This window comes from Streptomyces caniferus, from assembly GCF_009811555.1.
GTDB classification, from domain to species: domain Bacteria; phylum Actinomycetota; class Actinomycetes; order Streptomycetales; family Streptomycetaceae; genus Streptomyces; species Streptomyces caniferus.
On record NZ_BLIN01000002.1, the window covers coordinates 1,372,412 to 1,389,044 of the forward strand.

Genomic DNA, 16,633 nt, shown 5'->3' on the forward strand with positions numbered 1-16,633 from the left:
GCCGCCGGGGCCGGGCCCCGTGCCGGTGCCTTCCGAGGCGTCTCGCCGGCGGCCTCCGGGGCCGCCGCACTCTTGTCCGCGGTGGTCACGCCGCCTCCTGCTCGGTGAGCTGGGAGAGCACGATCTCCCGGTAGGTCTCGTTGCCGGCCATCAGCTCGCCGTGGGTGCCGGTGCCGACGACCCGGCCCTCGTCGAGGACCACGATCCGGTCGGCGCCGCGGATCGTGGAGACCCGCTGGGCGACGATCACCACTGTCGCGCGGTCGGTCTCGCGGGACAGCGCGGCCCGCAGCGCCGCGTCCGTCGCGTAGTCCAGCGCGGAGAAGGAGTCGTCGAAGAGGTAGATCTCGGGGCGCCGCACCAGGGCGCGGGCGATCGCCAGCCGCTGCCGCTGGCCGCCGGAGACATTGCTGCCGCCCTGGGCGATGGGTGCCTCCAGGCCGCCTTCCATCCGCTCGACGAAGTCGCGCGCCTGGGCGGTCTCCAGGGCGTGCCACAGGTCGTCGTCGGTGGCGTCCGGGTTGCCGTAGCGCAGGTTGGTGGCGACGGTGCCGGAGAAGAGGTACGGCTTCTGCGGGACCAGGCCGATGGCCTTGGCCAGCGTCTCCTGGTCGAGGGTGCGCACGTCCTCGCCGTCCACCAGGACCGTGCCGCCGGTCGCGTCGAAGAGGCGGGGGACGAGCCCCAGGAGGGTGGACTTGCCGCTGCCGGTCGAGCCGATGACGGCGGTGGTCTCACCGGGGCGGGCGATCAGCGAGATGTCCTTGAGGACCGGCTGCTCGGCGCCCGGGAAGCGGAACTCGACGTCGCGCAGCTCCAGTTCGCCGTGGCGGCGGAGCTCGGTGACGGGGTTCTCCGGCGGAACGACGCTGGAGTCGGTCGCCAGCACCTCCTGGATGCGCTCGGCGCAGACCTCGGCGCGCGGCAGCATCATCACCATGAACGTCGCCATCATGATCGACATCAGGATGTACATGAGGTAGCTGAGGAACGCCGTCAGCGCGCCGATCTGCATCTCGTCGGCGTCGATGCGCAGCCCGCCGAACCAGACGACGGCCACGCTGGAGAGGTTCACGATCAGCATGACCAGCGGGAACATCATCGACATCAGCCGGCCGGCGCGCAGCGAGATGTCGTAGAGATCGGTGTTGGCCCCGGCGAACCGCTCGCGCTCGTGCCGGTCGCGGACGAAGGCGCGGATGACGCGGATGCCGGCGATCTGCTCGCGCAGCACACGGTTGACGGTGTCGATGCGCTCCTGCACCCCGCGGAACAGCGGACGCATCCGGCGCACGATCAGTGAGACGAGGATCCCGAGGACCGGGACGATGACCAGCAGCAGGGCCGACAGCGGCACATCCTGGTTCAGCGCCATGACCACACCGCCGACGCACATGATCGGCGCCGAGACCATCATCGTGAACGTCATCAGGACCAGCATCTGGACCTGCTGGACGTCGTTGGTGGTGCGGGTGATCAGCGACGGCGCGCCGAACGTGCCCAGCTCGCGGGCGGAGAAGGACTGCACCCGGTCGAACACCGCGGCACGGATGTCCCGGCCGAGCGCCATGGCCGTACGGGCCCCGAAGTAGACGGCACCGATCGCGCAGACGATCTGCAGGAGGGTGACGGCGGCCATGAAACCGCCGATGCCGAGGATGTAGCCCGTGTCCCCCTTCACGACACCGTTGTCGATGATGTCGGCGTTGAGGGTGGGCAGATAGAGGGTTGCCAGGGTCTGGATCAGCTGGAGCAGCACGATCACGGATATCGAGCGCCTGTGGGGCCGCAAATGCGCCCGCGCGAGTCGGACCAACACCCCATGAGCCTAGGCGAACACTTGCCCGCGGCAATCGAATTTCCGGAGTCCGCCCAGCACGGTCCGGGAGCCTTTGCCAGAACTTGTCCGGAGCCTGATCACCCGCCGCGTAGGCCATCATGGAGGCGGCAACGACGGGGCCCGCCACCACGGGGGCGTCCCGGACCGACACGACGAAGAGGCCGCCGTGACAACAACTGGCACCGTGCGCTACTGGGCCGCGGCCAAGGCCGCCGCCGGCACGGCAGAGGAGCCGTATACGGCGGCGACGCTCGCCGAGGCGCTCGACGCGGCGCGCACCGCGCACGCCGCGAACCCCGAGTTCGCGCGCGTCCTGCTGCGCTGCTCGTTCCTGGTGGACGGCGATCCGGTCGGCACCCGCGACCACGGGACGGTGCCGCTGGCCGAGGGCGGCACCGTCGAGGTCCTGCCGCCGTTCGCGGGAGGGTGAGGACACGGACATGAGCGACAACCAGCCGCAGCACCGCAATCCGTACGAGCCGCACGACCCCTATGCGCAGCAGGAGCCGTACGGCCGGCCGGCCCCGCAGCCCGCACAGCCGCCGTACGGGCAGCAGGCCCCGTACGAGCACCAGGCGCCCTACGGGCAGCAGCAGCCGTACGGCCAGCAGGCCCAGCACGGACAGCAGCCGCCGTACGGGCAGCAGGCCCACGACCCCTCCCTGCAGCAGCAGCCGCGGCCCGAGCAGTACGGCCACGGCCAGCACGGGCGCGGCCGGCCGGGGCACGACCCGTACGGGCGCGGCCAGTACGGGTACGAGGCCTACGGGCAGCAGCAGCCGCAGCCGCACCGGCAGCCGCCACAGGCTCAGCAACCACAGCAGCCGCAGCGACCGGGCTACGGCCACGAGGGCTACGGCACCCCGCACCCCGCGGAGACCGCGCCGCTGCCCACCCAGCACCAGACCGCCCGCCCGGCCGACGAGCCGTACGCCCGCCGGCACCCCCAGCAGGCCGGCCCGGCGCCCGCCGGGCCCGCGCCGGTCTCCGCCGCTTCGGTCTCCTCCGCGCCGCTCGCGGCCAACCAGCGCGCCCGGGCCGAGGGCCGCTCGCCGATCATCCCGCCCGGTATCCAGCCGGCCGCGCTGACCGCCGGGCTCGCCCTGCTGCTGGCGCTGACCGCGCCGCTCGGCCGCCCGGTGCTCGCCGTGCCGGTGGCGCTGCTGCAGGCCGTCACCGCCGCCGGCTGGTTCCGGCTCAACGGCATGTGGCCGGCCCGCCAGGGCATCGCGCTCGCCTTCCTGGGCGGACTGACCACCGATGTCGCGCTGCTCGCCACCGACCGCGCGAGCGCGCCGCTGGTCGGCATCGGCACGCTCGGGGTGTGGTGTCTGCTCGTCCTCGTCCTCCAGCTGCGCAACCGCAGCAGCGCCGACGAGCGGATGTACGCGCTGACCGCGGGCCTGACCTCGTCCGCGCTGGCGGTGCTCGCGGCCGGCCACCTCGCGGCGAGCCCGCATGCGGTCGTGGTCGGCGCCGCCGCGGTCGCGGTGGCCACCCTGGCCCGCGCGCTGCCGCTGCCCGCCGCCGCCTCGATCGGCATCTGCCTGGTGGCCGCCGCGGGCGCCGGTATCGCGGCCGGACAGCTGACCGGCCTCGGCGCGGCCGGCGCGCTGCTGGGCCTGGCGGCCGGCGGCTGCGCGCTGATCGGTCTGCGGGTGGCCAGCTACGACTACCCGTCCCGCTTCGTCCACATGACGGCGGGCGTGGCCCTGCCGCTGGCCCTGGCCGCACCCGCGGTGTACGTCCTGGGCAGGACGCTGGGGTAGCTCCCCGCGGGGCCGTGAGCGACATCGGGCGGCGGCCGCCGGAAGCGCCCTGGCGCGTTCCGGCGGCCGCCGCTCCCGCTTCCCGGACCACGTCGTCTAGGCTCCCCCGGAGCGCAGGCAGGGGGCCTGCCCGGACGCGGCCGGGATCCGGCCCAGGTGTGGGGGAAGTGGTTCGATGCGTGCACTTCGCGTGCTGTTGATTCTCGTCGTCATATTCGGCGGGCTGTTCGTGGCCGCCGACCGGGTGGCGGTGAATCTGGCCGAGGACATGGCCGCGGACAAGATCCGCGGCAGCCAGGGGCTCGACAAGACGCCGGAGGTCTCGATCAAGGGCTTCCCGTTCCTGACCCAGGTCGCCGGTCGCAGCCTGCAGGAGGTGGACGCCGACCTCGGGGGCATCGAGGCCCGCGCCCAGGGGCGCGCCCTGCGCATCGACCAGCTGTCGGCGCAGTTCCACGACGTGGCGCTGACCAGCGACTACACCTCCATCGAGAGCGCCGCGACGGCCACCGGCAACGCCCGGATCAACTACGCCGACCTGACCAAGGCGGCGGGCGGCGGCGTCAAGATCAGCTACGGCGGGCAGAAGGACGGCCGCAGCCAGGTCAAGATCTCGCCGAACGTCCCGCTGCTCAGCTCGCTGGACGTGACCGGCTCCATCACGATCGTGAACGGCACCACCGTCCGGCTGCGCGCCGACAAGCTCCCCGCGATGTGCAAGGCCCTCCCGGGCTGTGAGACCAAGGTGCGGGCCCAGACCGACCACGACTGGAAGCTGGACCAGCTGCCCGGCAACCTGAAGCTGGAGAAGGTCGTGACGACATCCGAGGGCCTGTCGATCTCCGCCGCCGGCAAGAACGTCAAGCTTCCCGGCTGACCGGACGCCCCCGGCGGGCCGCCCCACCGGTCCGCCGGCCGCTCCGTGTGCAGTCCAATCCCTGAGACACCCCGGTCCGTACGCCAGACCCCCACCGGCGCACGGGCGTCCGGGGCCTGCGGACACCCGCCCCGAGGCGCCACCGATCCCACATCGCGGACAAACGCGTCTCGCCATTCGACACGCCGGTGACACGCCCCGCTCCGCGTCCCTACGATCGGTGTCATGCAGAGCTCATTGAGCGGTCTCCGTCCGCGGGGACGTGCGGTACTGACGAAGCGGCGGGCAGTAGACCTGTGCCGCGTCGCCGCCATGCTCTGTCGCCCTGTCTGACGGTCCTTTCGCCCCGTCTTTCCCCCCGGCCGGCCTCCTGGGCCGTGCCCTACGCGTCCCGGCGCAGCGCCGCCCCGGAACCCCGTCCCGGAAGTCACCGGCGCGCACCCGGCGTACCCGCGTGCCACTCCACTGCCCCCCCGTAACTGCCCCGGAGGAGAAGAACATGAGCCGTAGCGACGTCCTCGTAGACGCCGACTGGGTCGAGGCCCACCTCGAGGACCCGAAGGTCGTGCTCGTCGAGGTTGACGAGGACACCTCGGCCTACGACAAGAACCACATCAAGAACGCCGTCCGGATCGACTGGAAGCAGGACCTCCAGGACCCGGTCCGCCGCGACTTCGTCGACCAGGAGGGCTTCGAGAAGCTGCTCTCCGCCAAGGGCATCGGCAACGACGACACCGTGGTCCTCTACGGCGGCAACAACAACTGGTTCGCCTCCTACGCCTACTGGTACTTCAAGCTCTACGGCCACGGCAGCGTCAAGCTGCTCGACGGCGGCCGCAAGAAGTGGGAGCTGGACTCGCGCGACCTGGTCGACGGCTCCGAGGTCCCCCAGCGCCCGGCCACCGACTACAAGGCCAAGGCGCAGAACACCGCCATCCGCGCCTTCCGGGACGACGTCGTCGCCGCGATCGACAACCTCAACCTGGTCGACGTGCGCTCCCCCGACGAGTTCAGCGGCAAGCTGCTCGCCCCGGCGCACCTCCCGCAGGAGCAGTCGCAGCGCCCCGGCCACGTGCCCAGCGCCCGCAACATCCCGTGGTCGAAGAACGCCAACGACGACGGCACCTTCAAGTCGGACGACGAGCTCAAGGCCCTCTACGAGGGTGAGTCGGTGGACCTGGCCAAGGACACCATCGCCTACTGCCGCATCGGTGAGCGCTCCGCGCTGACCTGGTTCGTCCTGCACGAGCTGCTCGGCCAGAGCAACGTCAAGAACTACGACGGCTCGTGGACCGAGTACGGCTCGCTCGTCGGCGTGCCGATCGAGCTCGGCGCCGCCAAGTAAGCAAGCAAGCTTCTCCCGACCCTCAAGGAAGTACCCCTATGTGTGGAGCACAGGCAGGCGGCCCGGACGCCTCGACCATCAAGCCCGGTGAGACCACGATCCAGGGCAGCGTGACCCGCGACGGCGAGCCCGTCACCGGTTACGTCCGCCTCCTGGACAGCACCGGTGAGTTCACCGCCGAGGTTCCCACCTCCGCGACCGGACAGTTCCGCTTCTACGCGGCCGAGGGCACCTGGACGCTGCGTGCGCTCGTCCCGGGCGGCACCGCCGACCGCACCGTCGTCGCCCAGCAGGGCGGCCTGGCGGAGGTGGCCATCGCCGTCTGACGGCGAAGTGGCCGCGGCTCCGCTGGGGCCCTCGCCACGATCCGTACGGCCGGAGGGCCGCACCCCAGAGGTTTGGACGCCTTTGACTGGGGGTGCGGCCCTCCGCGCCGTCCGGGCCACGGACGGCGCTCCGCCCGCCGACTTCTGTCCTGCCCCGCGCGGACTTACCGTGGATTCATGGACGCGCACCGCCGGTCGCCCGTACAGCGCCGCCATCGCAGGTACTTCGTCCTGATGGGCGTGTGCCTGGTGCTGTTCGTGCTCGCCTGGGGCGTGGTGCGGCTGTGGTCGGTGCCGGCCGCGGTGGGCATGTGCGTCGTCGCCATGGTCATCCCGCCCGTCGCGGCGATCATCGGCAACCGCCGGGAGCCCGGTGAGCGCTGGTGGGACGAGTCCGGCGACCCGGAGTCCGACCGCTGGTGGCGCGAGCTGGACGACCGGGGCGACGACAAGCACCCCCAGTAGCCCCGCGGGGCTCCCGGGGGCCTGGGTGCGCCGGCGTCCTCAGTACACCAGCGCCTGGACGTCGTCCGGCATGATCTCGCTGACGAACACCTGGGCACCGGCGATCCCGGCCCCCTCGATCAGATCCTTCTGCTCGACGTTGCGCCGGGCCGCGCACTGGGTGCAGACGGTGATCGCGCCGCCGCCGGCGCGGATCCCGTCGATCAGTTCCGGCAGGGGCGCCGCATGCGGCAGCTCGAACTCCGCCGCCCGCCCCGGCAGGGCGAACCACACCGACTCCCCGGTCAGCCACAGCGACACCTCGACGCCGCTGGCCACCGCCACCGCCGCCACCGTGAACGCCTGCGAGCACCGCTCGGGCGCATCCGCACCCGCCGTCACCTTGATCACGAGCTTCTTCGCCATGAGGCAAGAGTAGGGGCGGCGGACCTCACAGCGCCGTTGTCACCGCCGCCGACTAGACTCTCAGGCGGTCCGTTACACCCTCACTCCGTTCAGGGAGCGCGCTCGTGCTTGAGGCATTCTTCACCACCCTGCTGGTTCTGGTCGCCGTCGGCGTGATCGCGTTCGCCGGTCTGACCTGGAAGAAGCTGTACCAGGGCCAGCGCTGAGCCTCCGCTCCCAGCCACCCGGCGGGTGGCAGCCCCACCCCCGGCTGTTCGAGGGGCGCGCCGCGCGTCCCTGTCGGTTCCCCTCCACATAGATCGCCTGAGCTCTCATGATCGAGATCCCGTCCGACCTGAACCCGGCCCTGGTGCCGCTCGCCTTCCTCCTCGGCAGCTGGGAGGGCGCCGGCGTCGCCGACTTCCCGGGCACCGAGAAGTGCAACTTCGGGCAGGAGGTCAGCTTCACCCACGACGGCCGTGACTTCCTCGAGTACACCTCGCACAGCTGGGTGCTCGACGCCGAGGGCAAGAAGGTCCGCCCGCTGGAGTCCGAGAGCGGTTACTGGCGCATCGACGCGGACCGCAAGGTCGAGATCGTGATGTGCCGCGACCAGGGCGTGGTGGAGGTCTGGTACGGCGAGCTGGCCGACCAGAAGCCGCAGATCGACCTGGCCACCGACGCCATCGCCCGCACCGCCGCCTCCGGCCCGTACAGCGGCGGCAAGCGACTCTACGGCTACGTCAACAGCGACCTGATGTGGGTCGGCGAGAAGTCCACCCCGGACGTACCGCTGCGGCCGTACATGTCGGCGCACCTGAAGAAGGTCGCCGACCTCAAGGAGTGGGCGGAGAACCTCCCCGACGACACGCCGGACGGCGTCTCCTTCTTCCGTCCCGACGGCACGCCCTACAACCCGTAAGCACGACGGGAGAGCCCCGCTCTCCCTGCCAGCGCCCCGCGGGGGAAGCCGGTCGAAGTCCGGCGCTGACCCGCAACGGTAGGCGGAAGGCATCCTTCCGCAAGCCCGATCGCCCGTGGTGCGCACAGCTTCCCGCACAACTCGCCGTGGACTGCGAGGGGACGCCCACCGGACCCGCGCGGTCCCGGGCCGCTCCTTGGTACGTACGGACGCGGCCCGACCCCGAGGCGGACCGACCGTGGCGACCCCCACCGCGCACCCGACGACGGACCGGGAAGGCGCAGCGCCGCCCCGGCGGCTGCCCGTCCCTCCTCTGCTCGCCGCCCTCACCGCCGTCCTGCTCGGCTCCCTGCTCTGCGGGACCGGCCTCGGCGCCGCCGGTCTGAGCTGGGCCGAGGCGCTGCGCTATCTGGGCGCCGGGCTGACCGGCGGCACGATCTCGGCCGACGAGGTCCCCGCGTACACCATCGTGTGGGAGCTGCGTCTGCCCCGGGCCGTCCTGGCGGCCGTCGTCGGTGCCGGGCTCTCCGCCATCGGTGTCGCCGTGCAGGCCCTGGTCCGCAACGCCCTCGCCGATCCGTTCGTCCTCGGCATCTCCTCCGGCGCCGCCGTCGGCGCCAACGCCGTCCTCCTCTTCGGGGCGCTCGGCGCACTGGGCGTCTGGGCGCTGTCGGTGTCGGCGTTCGTCTCCGCGCTGATCGCCATGGCCCTGGTCTACGCGGCCGCCCGCACCGCCCACGGGCTCACCCCGCTGCGCCTGGTGCTGACCGGCACCGCGATGTACTACGGCTTCTCCGCCGTCACCACCCTCATGGTCTTCACCGCCGACCGCGGCGAGGCGGCCCGCTCGGCGATGATGTGGCTGCTCGGGAGCCTGAGCGGGGCCGGCTGGGGCTCGCTGCCGATCGCCGCCGCCGCGGTGGCCGCCGCACTGGCCCATCTGCTGCTCTCCGCGGGCCGGTTGAACGCCCTGGCGATGGGCGACGAGACCGCCGCCGCCCTGGGCGTGGACGCGCACCGGCTGCGCCGCGAGCTGTTCGTCGTCGCGGCCGCCGTCACCGGCGCGGTGGTCGCGGTCAGCGGCGCGATCGGCTTCGTCGGGCTGATGGTCCCGCATGTGGCCCGGATGCTGGTCGGCGCCGACCACCGCCGGGTGCTGGCCGTCGCGCCGCTGCTGGGCGCGGTGCTGCTGGTGTGGGTGGATCTGCTCTCGCGGGTGCTGCTGGCGCCCGTCGAACTGCCGGTCGGCGTGCTCACCGCCGTCCTCGGCGTGCCCTGCTTCGTGCTGCTGATGCGGCGGCGCGGCTACACCTTCGGAGGCGGCGCCTGATGCGGCTCGAACTCACCGGCGTGTCCGTGGAGGTGGCCGGGCGGCGGCTGGTCCACGACATCACGCTCCGGGCCGGCAGCGGCCGGATGGTCGGCCTGGTCGGCCCCAACGGCAGCGGCAAATCGACCCTGTTGCGCTGCGTCTACCGCGCGCTGCGGCCGGCCGCCGGGTCCGTCCGGCTGGACGGCGCCGACCTGCACGCCATGGACGCGCGCGAGGGCGCCCGGCTGCTGGCCGCGCTGCCCCAGGAGGCCGGTACGGAGTTCGACTTCACCGTGGCCGAGGTCGTCGCGATGGGGCGGCTGCCGCATCAGCGCGGCGCGGGCCGGGCGAGCGCCGAGGACACCGCACGGTGCGCGCGGGCGCTGGCCCGGGTCGGCGCGGACCATCTGTCCGGCCGCGGCTTCCTCGGCCTGTCCGGCGGCGAGAAACAGCGGGTGCTGATCGCCCGCGCGCTGGCCCAGGACCCGCAGGTGCTGGTCCTCGACGAGCCGACCAACCACCTCGACATCGCCCAGCAGCTGGAGGTGCTGGCGCTGGTGCGGAACGGCGACACCTCACCGGGCGGGCCGCCCGGACCCCGTCCGGCCGCGGGGCCGTCCCCGGCGGTGGCCGGGGAGGAGTCCGGAGGACGGCTGACGGTGCTCACCGCGCTGCACGACCTCAACCTGGCCGCCATGCACTGCGACGAGCTGTACGTCCTCGCCCACGGCCGGATCGTCGCCGCGGGCCCGCCGTACGACGTGCTCACCCCCGAGCTGCTCGCCGAGGTCTTCGGTGTCCGCGCCCACCGCGTACGGCACCCCGAAACGGGCGCCCTCCAGCTGCTGTTCGACCGTCTCGCCACCCCTGCCGCCGACTCCTGAGGACCCGCCATGCGCCGCCCCACCGCCCCGCTCACCGTCCTCGCCCTCGCGCTCGCCCTGACCGGCTGCGGCGCGAAGGTCGCCGACGACCGGAACGACGCATCCGGCCGGCCCTCCTCCCGGCCCTCCGGCCACTACCCCGTCACCGTCGAGAACTGCGGCACCCGCACCACGTACGACAAGGCGCCCCGCCGGGTGGTCACCAACGACGTCGGCATCACCGAGATCATGTTCGCCCTGGGCCTGGAAGACCGGATGGCCGGCTACGCCATGCCCGACGACAAGGGCGATCTCGACGGTCTGCCCTGGAAGGCCGCGTACGGCAAGGTCCCCCGGCTCTCCGAGAAGGCGCTCACCAAGGAGATGGTCCTCGACGCCCGTGCCGACCTGGTCTTCGCGGGCTGGAACTACGGTTTCGGCGAGGACACCGGTCTGACCCCCGCCGCCCTCGGCAGGCTCGGCATCGGCAGCTACGTCCTGACCGAGTCCTGCCACCACGGCGCGGACGGCACCGTCCGCGGCGTCATGCCGCCCCTGGAGGCGCTCTACACCGACCTGACGACGCTCGGGAAGATCTTCGGCGTCGAGGACCGCGCCGCCGCCCTGGTGAAGAAGTACCGCCGGCAGGTGGCCGACGCCGCGGCCCAGGCCCCCGCCCCGGCCCGCCGTCCCTCCGTCTTCCTCTACGACGACGGCCGCGACAAGCCGCTGACCGCGGGCGCCTACGCCGGACCGCACGACATCATCACCAAGGCGGGCGGCGACCACGTCATGAAGGACCTCAAGGACTCCTGGACGACCGTCGGCTGGGAGACCGTCGTCGCCCGCAAGCCCGACGTCATCGTGATCAACAACTACGGCGACACCTCCGCCGAGCAGAAGAAGGCGTTCCTGGAGTCCTACGCCCCGCTCGCCGACGTCCCGGCCGTCAAGCACCACCGGATCTACGTCATGGACTACGCCGAACTCGTCGAAAGCCCCCGCAACCCCGCCGCGATCGGTGACCTGGCCCGCTATCTGCGCGGCGTACGGACGGACCGCTGAGACGTCGGCCCACGCACATCCGCCGTCCGTCCTCCTACACTGGCGGTGTGGTGACCACCGACTGGCAGAGCGACCTCCGCAGGCGCGGATACCGCCTGACCCCGCAGCGTCAGCTCGTGCTGGAGGCTGTGGACAGGCTGGAGCACGCCACCCCCGACGACATCCTCACCGAGGTGCGCAAGACCGCGGGCGGGGTGAACATCTCCACGGTCTACCGGACCCTGGAACTCCTCGAAGAGCTGGGCCTGGTCAGCCATGCCCACCTCGGGCACGGCGCCCCCACCTACCACCTCGCCGACCGCCACCACCACATCCACCTGGTGTGCCGGGACTGCTCGGACGTCATCGAGGCGGATCTGTCGGTGGCCGAGCCGTTCACGGCGCAGCTGCGCGGGCAGTTCGACTTCGAGACGGACCTGAAGCACTTCGCCATCTTCGGGCGCTGTGCGGCCTGCCGTGACAAGGCGGCCCAGGGCGAGGGCTGAGGCAATGACGGGCGGGTCGTAGGCTGGCCCCATGCTGCGACCAACACCCGCCAGCCCCCTGCTGTCGCTGCCCGGCGCCGTCCCCGCCGAGGCTCCCGACGAAGGCGTCGCCGCGCACTACGGAGACCTCTTCCGTGAACAGCGCGCCCTCGCCGACGGCTCCGGCTTCGTGGACCTCTCCCACCGTGGCGTGGTCACCGTCACCGGCCCCGAACGGCTGAGCTGGCTGCACCTGCTGCTCACCCAGCACGTCAGCGACCTCGCGCCCGGCCATGCCACCGAGGCGCTGATCCTCTCCGCGCACGGCCATATCGAGCATGCGGTCTACCTCGTCGACGACGGCGCGACGACCTGGATGCACACCGAGCCCGGCCACCAGGAGGCGCTGATCGCCTACCTGGAGAGCATGAAGTTCTTCTACCGGGTCGAGGTCGCCGACCGCACGGACGAGATCGCCGTCGTCCATCTGCCGGCCGGTTCCATCGCCGAGGCGCCCGAGAGCGCCGTCGTGCGCGAGACCGCGCACGGCCGTGATCTGTTCCTGCCGCGCGAGGGCCTCGAGTCCTTCGCCGCGGAAAGCGGACCGGCGATCGGCGTCCTGGCGCTGGAGGCACTGCGCGTCGAGGCCCACCGCCCCCGGCTGGGCCTGGAGACCGACCACCGCACCATCCCGCACGAGCTGGGCTGGATCGGCACCGCCGTACACCTCCAGAAGGGCTGCTACCGCGGCCAGGAGACCGTCGCCCGGGTCCACAACCTGGGCAAGCCGCCGCGCCGGCTGGTGTTCCTGCACCTGGACGGCAGCGAGGTCCACCTGCCGCCGCACGGCGCCCCCGTCCGCCTCGCCTCGGACGGCGAGGAGGGCCGGCAGCTCGGCTTCCTCACCACCTCGGCCCGCCACCACGAGCTCGGCCCGATCGCGCTCGCCCTGGTCAAGCGGAACGTGCCGCTGGACGCGCAGTTGCTGGCGGGCGGCACGGCGGCGGCGCAGGAGGTCGTGGTCGAGCCGTAGGGCCGCCCCGTCCGGGCGCGGCCGCACGGTCACGACGGCAGGGGCGCGGGCTCCGCGGGAAATCCGGGAGCCCGGCCTACACCTCCACCAGCACCGTGAACGGCCCGTCGTTGGTGAGCGACACCTTCATGTCCGCACCGAAGCGGCCGGTCTCCACCTGGGCGCCCAGCGCCCGCAGCTGCGCGACGACCTCGTCGACCAGCGGCTCGGCGACCGGCCCCGGGGCCGCGGCGTTCCAGGTGGGGCGGCGCCCCTTGCGGGCGTCACCGTAGAGAGTGAACTGGCTGATCACCAACAGCGGTGCGGCGGTGTCCGAGCAGGACTTCTCGCCCTGCAGGATCCGCACCGACCACAACTTGCGGGCCAGCTGCGCCGCCTTCTCCGGGGTGTCCTCGTGCGTGACCCCCACCAGCACGCACAGCCCCTCACCGACGATCTCCCCGACCGTCTCGCCCGCCACCTCGACGCGTGCGCCGTCAACCCTTTGCACCACAGCTCGCATACCCGCCATCATGCCGGGCGGCCCACCGCCTTCGGACAGCCGTGCCCCTACGGGGGCCGTTCGGGTGCCATGGCCCTGCAGAAGGACCGCCCAGAGTGGCACGATGCGTGCACGTGGTGCGTTTCATGGACAACATGCCCAGGAAGCGGCACCGGACGAGGGGACGGAACGATCCATGAGCACTCTCGGCGCCGGACAGACACCCGGTCCCGTACCAACCGCCCGTACGACACCGACCGGCCGGACGACCTCCACCGCCCCCACGACAGACACCGCACGTCCGGCCCCCACCACCACCCCACCACCCCCCACCGCCCTGACGACGACCACGGCAGCGGCTCGCGTCGAGCCCCCCGGCACCGAGGACGGTCCCATGCTCCAGGCAGGCCAGGCGCAGCACCCCCGCCCCCCGCACCAGCGCGAGCACGGCCGTCCGGCCCCCACACCCGAGCTCTCCGGTCTGGGGCTGCCCGAGCTGCGGGTGGTGCGGCGCGACTCGCAGCAGGAAGAGGCCGATCTCAGCTATCTGCGGCGGCTGTTGCAGGGCCGGATCGACATCCTGCGCGCCGAGATCGCCCGCCGGTCCACACAGCACTCCCCGCTGCTCGACCGGCTGCCGGAGATCCTGACGGACCTGCCCTCCCGGCACCGCTCGTCGGCACGGCACGTGACGGTCGGCACGCCGCACGGCGAGGAGTACCGCAGGCTGGCCGAGGACATGCTCGGCGAGGTGGAGCTCTCCGACCTCACCGCGCGCACCGACGAGGAACTGCAGGACGCCATGGGCCGGCTGATCCGCTACGAACAGCAGGTGTCGCGTCGCCGTCAGTCACTGCAGCGCACCACCGACGATTGCAGTGCCGAAATCGCCCGCAGGTACCGTGAAGGCGAAGCACAAGTAGACGACCTGCTGTCCTGACCGGGCCACAAGCCTCCGGGGGACGACGGGTCACTCCCCCGGAAGGCCACCGATGACCTCGCCCTCGCCGATATCCGCACCGACCCCGGACGCCGTCGCGCACCCGGGTGCCGCGGTGATCGCGTCGCCGCCGGCCTCCCCCGTCCTCGCCGAGGTCGTCCGCTCGGGGTTCGTCGAGGGCCTGCACCGCGGGTCCCTGGTGGTGTTGGCGGCCGACGGCAGCGTGGAGTGGTCGCTGGGCGAGGTGGCCACCCCGGTCTTCCCCCGGTCCACGAACAAGCCGATGCAGGCCGCGGCGGTGCTGCGGGCGGGCCTGGAGCTCTCCGGCGAGCGGCTCGCGCTGGCCGCCGCCAGCCACTCCGGAGAGTCCTTCCACCTCGATCTCGTACGCGCCATGCTGGCGGAGCACGGGCTGACGGCCGAGCAGCTGCAGACGCCGGCGGACCTGCCGCTGGATCCCGAGGAGGCGGAGGCCTACCTCGCCGCGGGCCGGGTCCGTGACCGCCTCACGATGAACTGCTCGGGCAAGCACACCGCGATGCTGGCCGCCTGCGCGCGCAACGGCTGGCCGCTCGCCTCGTACCTCGACCCGGCTCACCCGCTCCAGCAGCTGGTGGCCGACGGTGTGCGCACCGCGAGCGGCGAGGACGTCGCCCATACCGGCACGGACGGCTGCGGCGCGCCGCTGCTCTCGCTCTCCCTGACCGGTCTGGCCCGCGCCTTCCGGTCCTTCGTCCTGGCCGCTCCCGGCACCCCCGAGCGGCGGGTCGCGGACGCGATGCGCGCCCACCCGGAGTACGTCGCCGGCACCCGCCGCCCCGACACCTGGCTGATGCGGGCCCTGCCGGGCACCCTCGCCAAGATGGGCGCCGAGGCCGTGCAGGCCCTGGCCCTCCCCGACGGCCGCGCCCTCGCCTTCAAGATCGACGACGGCGCCACCCGCACCCTCGGCCCGGTGCTCGCCCGCACCCTGCGCCACATGGACATCGACGCGCCCGTCCTGGACCGGCTCGCGGACGCCCCGCTCCTCGGCGGCGGCGCGCGGGTGGGGGAGATCCGCGCGACGTTCTGAGGCCGGGGCTTGCCCGGCACGGCCGGGGGTACGCGGGATCCGAGCCGCCGTACGGCGCGCCTCGCGCCCGCTGCCCCACGGCGATGGCCTGCATAGGGTGGCGATGAGACAGTGCACGCACGTACCACTCACCACAGCAGGAGGCCGGCGACCATGAGCGACGCGAATTCCGAGCCGCAGGGGCCCGAGGCGATCGAGCACGCGCACGACCCCGAGGTACTGCAGCTGGCGGCCAAGGTGTTCGACCTGGCCCGGCACGGCGACACCGACACCGTCGCCGCCTATGTGGACGCGGGCGTCCCCGCCAACCTGACGAACGACAAGGGCGACTCGCTCGTGATGCTGGCGGCGTACCACGGTCACCCCGCCACCGTGGAGGCGCTGTTGCAGCGCGGTGCCGACGCCGACCGCCCCAACGACCGCGGCCAGACCCCGCTGGCGGGCGCGGTGTTCAAGGCCGAGGACGAGGTCATCAAGGTCCTGGTGGCCCACGGCGCGGACCCGTCGGCGGGCACGCCCTCGGCGATCGACACGGCCCGGATGTTCGAGAAGACGGAGCTGCTGAAGCTGTTCGGGGCGCAGTGAGCGGGGCGACGGGCCGCCGGTAGGCGGCGCGTCGGCGGACGGCGCGGTGGACGGCCCGGTGGACGGGTCCTGACGGATGGCCCGGTGGGCGGCGGGGCCCCGGCCTGCGAGGCACTGCGGGCCGGGGCCGTCTCGTGCGCAACGCCCGGAAGCCCGTCAGCCCGGAGGCCCGTCAGCCCGGAGGCCCGTCAGCCCGGAGGCCCGGAAAGGGCGCCCCCTCGCGCTTGACCTCAAGTTCGGTTGAGGTCCTAGCGTCGGGTTCCGACGGCATCCCCGCCGTCCGCGCACCCACGCGCCGCACCACGAAGGGCCCCGCATGTCCGAGCACCCCTACCGCCTCGCAGTGATCGTCGCCAGCACCCGGGAGGGCCGGTTCGCGCCCGTCATCGCGAACTGGTTCACCCGGCACGCCGAAACCCACGCCCACGTCGACGTGGACGTCATCGACCTGGACGCCGTCCGCCCGTACACCCTCCGTCACGGCACCGAGGAGTACGAGTCCTTCGCCAAGCGCGTCGACGAGGCGGACGCCTTCGTGGTGATCACCCCGGAGTACAACCACTCCTTCCCGGCCCCGCTCAAGCACGCCATCGACCTGCTGCACCGCCAGTGGCAGGCCAAGCCGGTCGGCTTCGTCTCGTACGGCGGGATCTCCGGCGGCCTGCGCGCGGTGGAACAACTGCGGCTGGTCTTCGCCGAGTTGCACGCCACCACGGTGCGCGAAACGGTGAGCTTCGCGCTCGCCGGCAACCTCTTCGACGACGCGGGCGGACTGCACGACCCGGCCCCCGCCACCCAGGCCGCCGACGCCCTGCTCCACCAGCTGACCTGGTGGGCCCTGGCCCTCCGCGAGGCCCGTGCGGCACGCCCGTACGGCGTCTGACCCCCGC

At 72.7% G+C, this 16,633-nt stretch carries 20 protein-coding genes; 17 read left to right on the top strand and 3 right to left on the bottom strand.

The window, feature by feature from the left end; genetic code table 11:
* Positions 1 to 85: 85 nt before the first annotated feature.
* Positions 86 to 1,819 (bottom strand): ABC transporter ATP-binding protein, encoded by a 1,734-nt coding sequence (locus Scani_RS07885; protein ID WP_159471333.1) that lies wholly within the window; start codon positions 1,817 to 1,819, stop codon positions 86 to 88.
* 205 nt (positions 1,820 to 2,024) lie between these two features.
* Between Scani_RS07885 and Scani_RS07890 the strand changes: the two genes are divergently transcribed.
* From Scani_RS07890 to Scani_RS07915, 7 genes are all read left to right on the top strand, one after another.
* Positions 2,025 to 2,270: a MoaD/ThiS family protein gene (locus Scani_RS07890; RefSeq protein ID WP_159471892.1), complete on the top strand. Its 246-nt coding sequence runs from the start codon at positions 2,025 to 2,027 to the stop codon at positions 2,268 to 2,270.
* Between the two features lie 10 nt (positions 2,271 to 2,280).
* Positions 2,281 to 3,609 (top strand): hypothetical protein, encoded by a 1,329-nt coding sequence (locus Scani_RS07895; RefSeq protein WP_159471335.1) that lies wholly within the window; start codon positions 2,281 to 2,283, stop codon positions 3,607 to 3,609.
* Positions 3,610 to 3,784: 175 nt separating this feature from the next.
* On the top strand, positions 3,785 to 4,486 hold the full coding sequence (locus Scani_RS07900; protein ID WP_167538041.1) for an LmeA family phospholipid-binding protein: 702 nt from the start codon (positions 3,785 to 3,787) through the stop codon (positions 4,484 to 4,486).
* Positions 4,487 to 4,711: 225 nt separating this feature from the next.
* Positions 4,712 to 4,819 (top strand): putative leader peptide, encoded by a 108-nt coding sequence (locus Scani_RS42080; protein WP_350252853.1) that lies wholly within the window; start codon positions 4,712 to 4,714, stop codon positions 4,817 to 4,819.
* A 166-nt stretch (positions 4,820 to 4,985) separates the two neighbouring features.
* Complete coding sequence (locus Scani_RS07905) at positions 4,986 to 5,831, top strand: sulfurtransferase (RefSeq protein ID WP_159471337.1); 846 nt, start codon at positions 4,986 to 4,988, stop codon at positions 5,829 to 5,831.
* Between the two features lie 38 nt (positions 5,832 to 5,869).
* On the top strand, positions 5,870 to 6,157 hold the full coding sequence (locus tag Scani_RS07910) for a DUF1416 domain-containing protein (RefSeq protein ID WP_030085405.1): 288 nt from the start codon (positions 5,870 to 5,872) through the stop codon (positions 6,155 to 6,157).
* A gap of 177 nt (positions 6,158 to 6,334) precedes the next feature.
* Positions 6,335 to 6,622 carry a DUF3099 domain-containing protein gene (locus tag Scani_RS07915; protein ID WP_030085403.1) on the top strand — a complete coding sequence of 96 codons (288 nt, stop codon included), beginning with the start codon at positions 6,335 to 6,337 and terminating at the stop codon, positions 6,620 to 6,622.
* 39 nt (positions 6,623 to 6,661) lie between these two features.
* Here the strand turns inward: Scani_RS07915 and Scani_RS07920 are convergent, their stop codons facing one another.
* Positions 6,662 to 7,027 carry a DsrE family protein gene (locus Scani_RS07920; RefSeq protein ID WP_159471339.1) on the bottom strand — a complete coding sequence of 122 codons (366 nt, stop codon included), beginning with the start codon at positions 7,025 to 7,027 and terminating at the stop codon, positions 6,662 to 6,664.
* A gap of 313 nt (positions 7,028 to 7,340) precedes the next feature.
* Between Scani_RS07920 and Scani_RS07925 the strand changes: the two genes are divergently transcribed.
* The 6 genes from Scani_RS07925 to ygfZ all read left to right on the top strand — a co-directional run bounded on the left by Scani_RS07925 (position 7,341) and on the right by ygfZ (position 12,665).
* Positions 7,341 to 7,928: a heme-binding beta-barrel domain-containing protein gene (locus tag Scani_RS07925; RefSeq protein ID WP_159471341.1), complete on the top strand. Its 588-nt coding sequence runs from the start codon at positions 7,341 to 7,343 to the stop codon at positions 7,926 to 7,928.
* Between the two features lie 238 nt (positions 7,929 to 8,166).
* Positions 8,167 to 9,258: a FecCD family ABC transporter permease gene (locus tag Scani_RS07930; protein WP_159471343.1), complete on the top strand. Its 1,092-nt coding sequence runs from the start codon at positions 8,167 to 8,169 to the stop codon at positions 9,256 to 9,258.
* Positions 9,258 to 10,124, top strand: a complete 867-nt coding sequence (locus Scani_RS07935; protein WP_159471345.1) for an ABC transporter ATP-binding protein — start codon at positions 9,258 to 9,260, stop codon at positions 10,122 to 10,124. Before Scani_RS07930 ends, Scani_RS07935 begins: the two co-directional genes overlap by 1 nt.
* A gap of 9 nt (positions 10,125 to 10,133) precedes the next feature.
* The gene (locus tag Scani_RS07940) at positions 10,134 to 11,168 is read left to right on the top strand and encodes an ABC transporter substrate-binding protein (RefSeq protein WP_159471347.1); all 1,035 of its coding nucleotides are present in this window, start codon (positions 10,134 to 10,136) and stop codon (positions 11,166 to 11,168) included.
* Between the two features lie 47 nt (positions 11,169 to 11,215).
* On the top strand, positions 11,216 to 11,653 hold the full coding sequence (locus Scani_RS07945; protein WP_159471349.1) for a Fur family transcriptional regulator: 438 nt from the start codon (positions 11,216 to 11,218) through the stop codon (positions 11,651 to 11,653).
* Between the two features lie 31 nt (positions 11,654 to 11,684).
* Positions 11,685 to 12,665, top strand: a complete 981-nt coding sequence (gene ygfZ, locus Scani_RS07950; protein ID WP_159471351.1) for a CAF17-like 4Fe-4S cluster assembly/insertion protein YgfZ — start codon at positions 11,685 to 11,687, stop codon at positions 12,663 to 12,665.
* Between the two features lie 76 nt (positions 12,666 to 12,741).
* Here the strand turns inward: ygfZ and dtd are convergent, their stop codons facing one another.
* The gene (gene dtd, locus Scani_RS07955; protein WP_088799275.1) at positions 12,742 to 13,167 is read right to left on the bottom strand and encodes a D-aminoacyl-tRNA deacylase; all 426 of its coding nucleotides are present in this window, start codon (positions 13,165 to 13,167) and stop codon (positions 12,742 to 12,744) included.
* Positions 13,168 to 13,540: 373 nt separating this feature from the next.
* Here dtd and Scani_RS07960 point away from each other — a divergent pair, with 373 nt between their 5' ends.
* From Scani_RS07960 to Scani_RS07975, 4 genes are all read left to right on the top strand, one after another.
* The gene (locus Scani_RS07960; protein WP_159471894.1) at positions 13,541 to 14,086 is read left to right on the top strand and encodes an RsiG family protein; all 546 of its coding nucleotides are present in this window, start codon (positions 13,541 to 13,543) and stop codon (positions 14,084 to 14,086) included.
* A 52-nt stretch (positions 14,087 to 14,138) separates the two neighbouring features.
* Positions 14,139 to 15,158 (top strand): asparaginase, encoded by a 1,020-nt coding sequence (locus Scani_RS07965; RefSeq protein ID WP_174872633.1) that lies wholly within the window; start codon positions 14,139 to 14,141, stop codon positions 15,156 to 15,158.
* 153 nt (positions 15,159 to 15,311) lie between these two features.
* Entirely contained in the window at positions 15,312 to 15,743 is a 432-nt protein-coding gene (locus tag Scani_RS07970) for an ankyrin repeat domain-containing protein (protein ID WP_159471353.1), read from the top strand.
* A 316-nt stretch (positions 15,744 to 16,059) separates the two neighbouring features.
* On the top strand, positions 16,060 to 16,626 hold the full coding sequence (locus tag Scani_RS07975) for an NADPH-dependent FMN reductase (protein WP_159471355.1): 567 nt from the start codon (positions 16,060 to 16,062) through the stop codon (positions 16,624 to 16,626).
* Positions 16,627 to 16,633 lie beyond the last annotated feature (7 nt).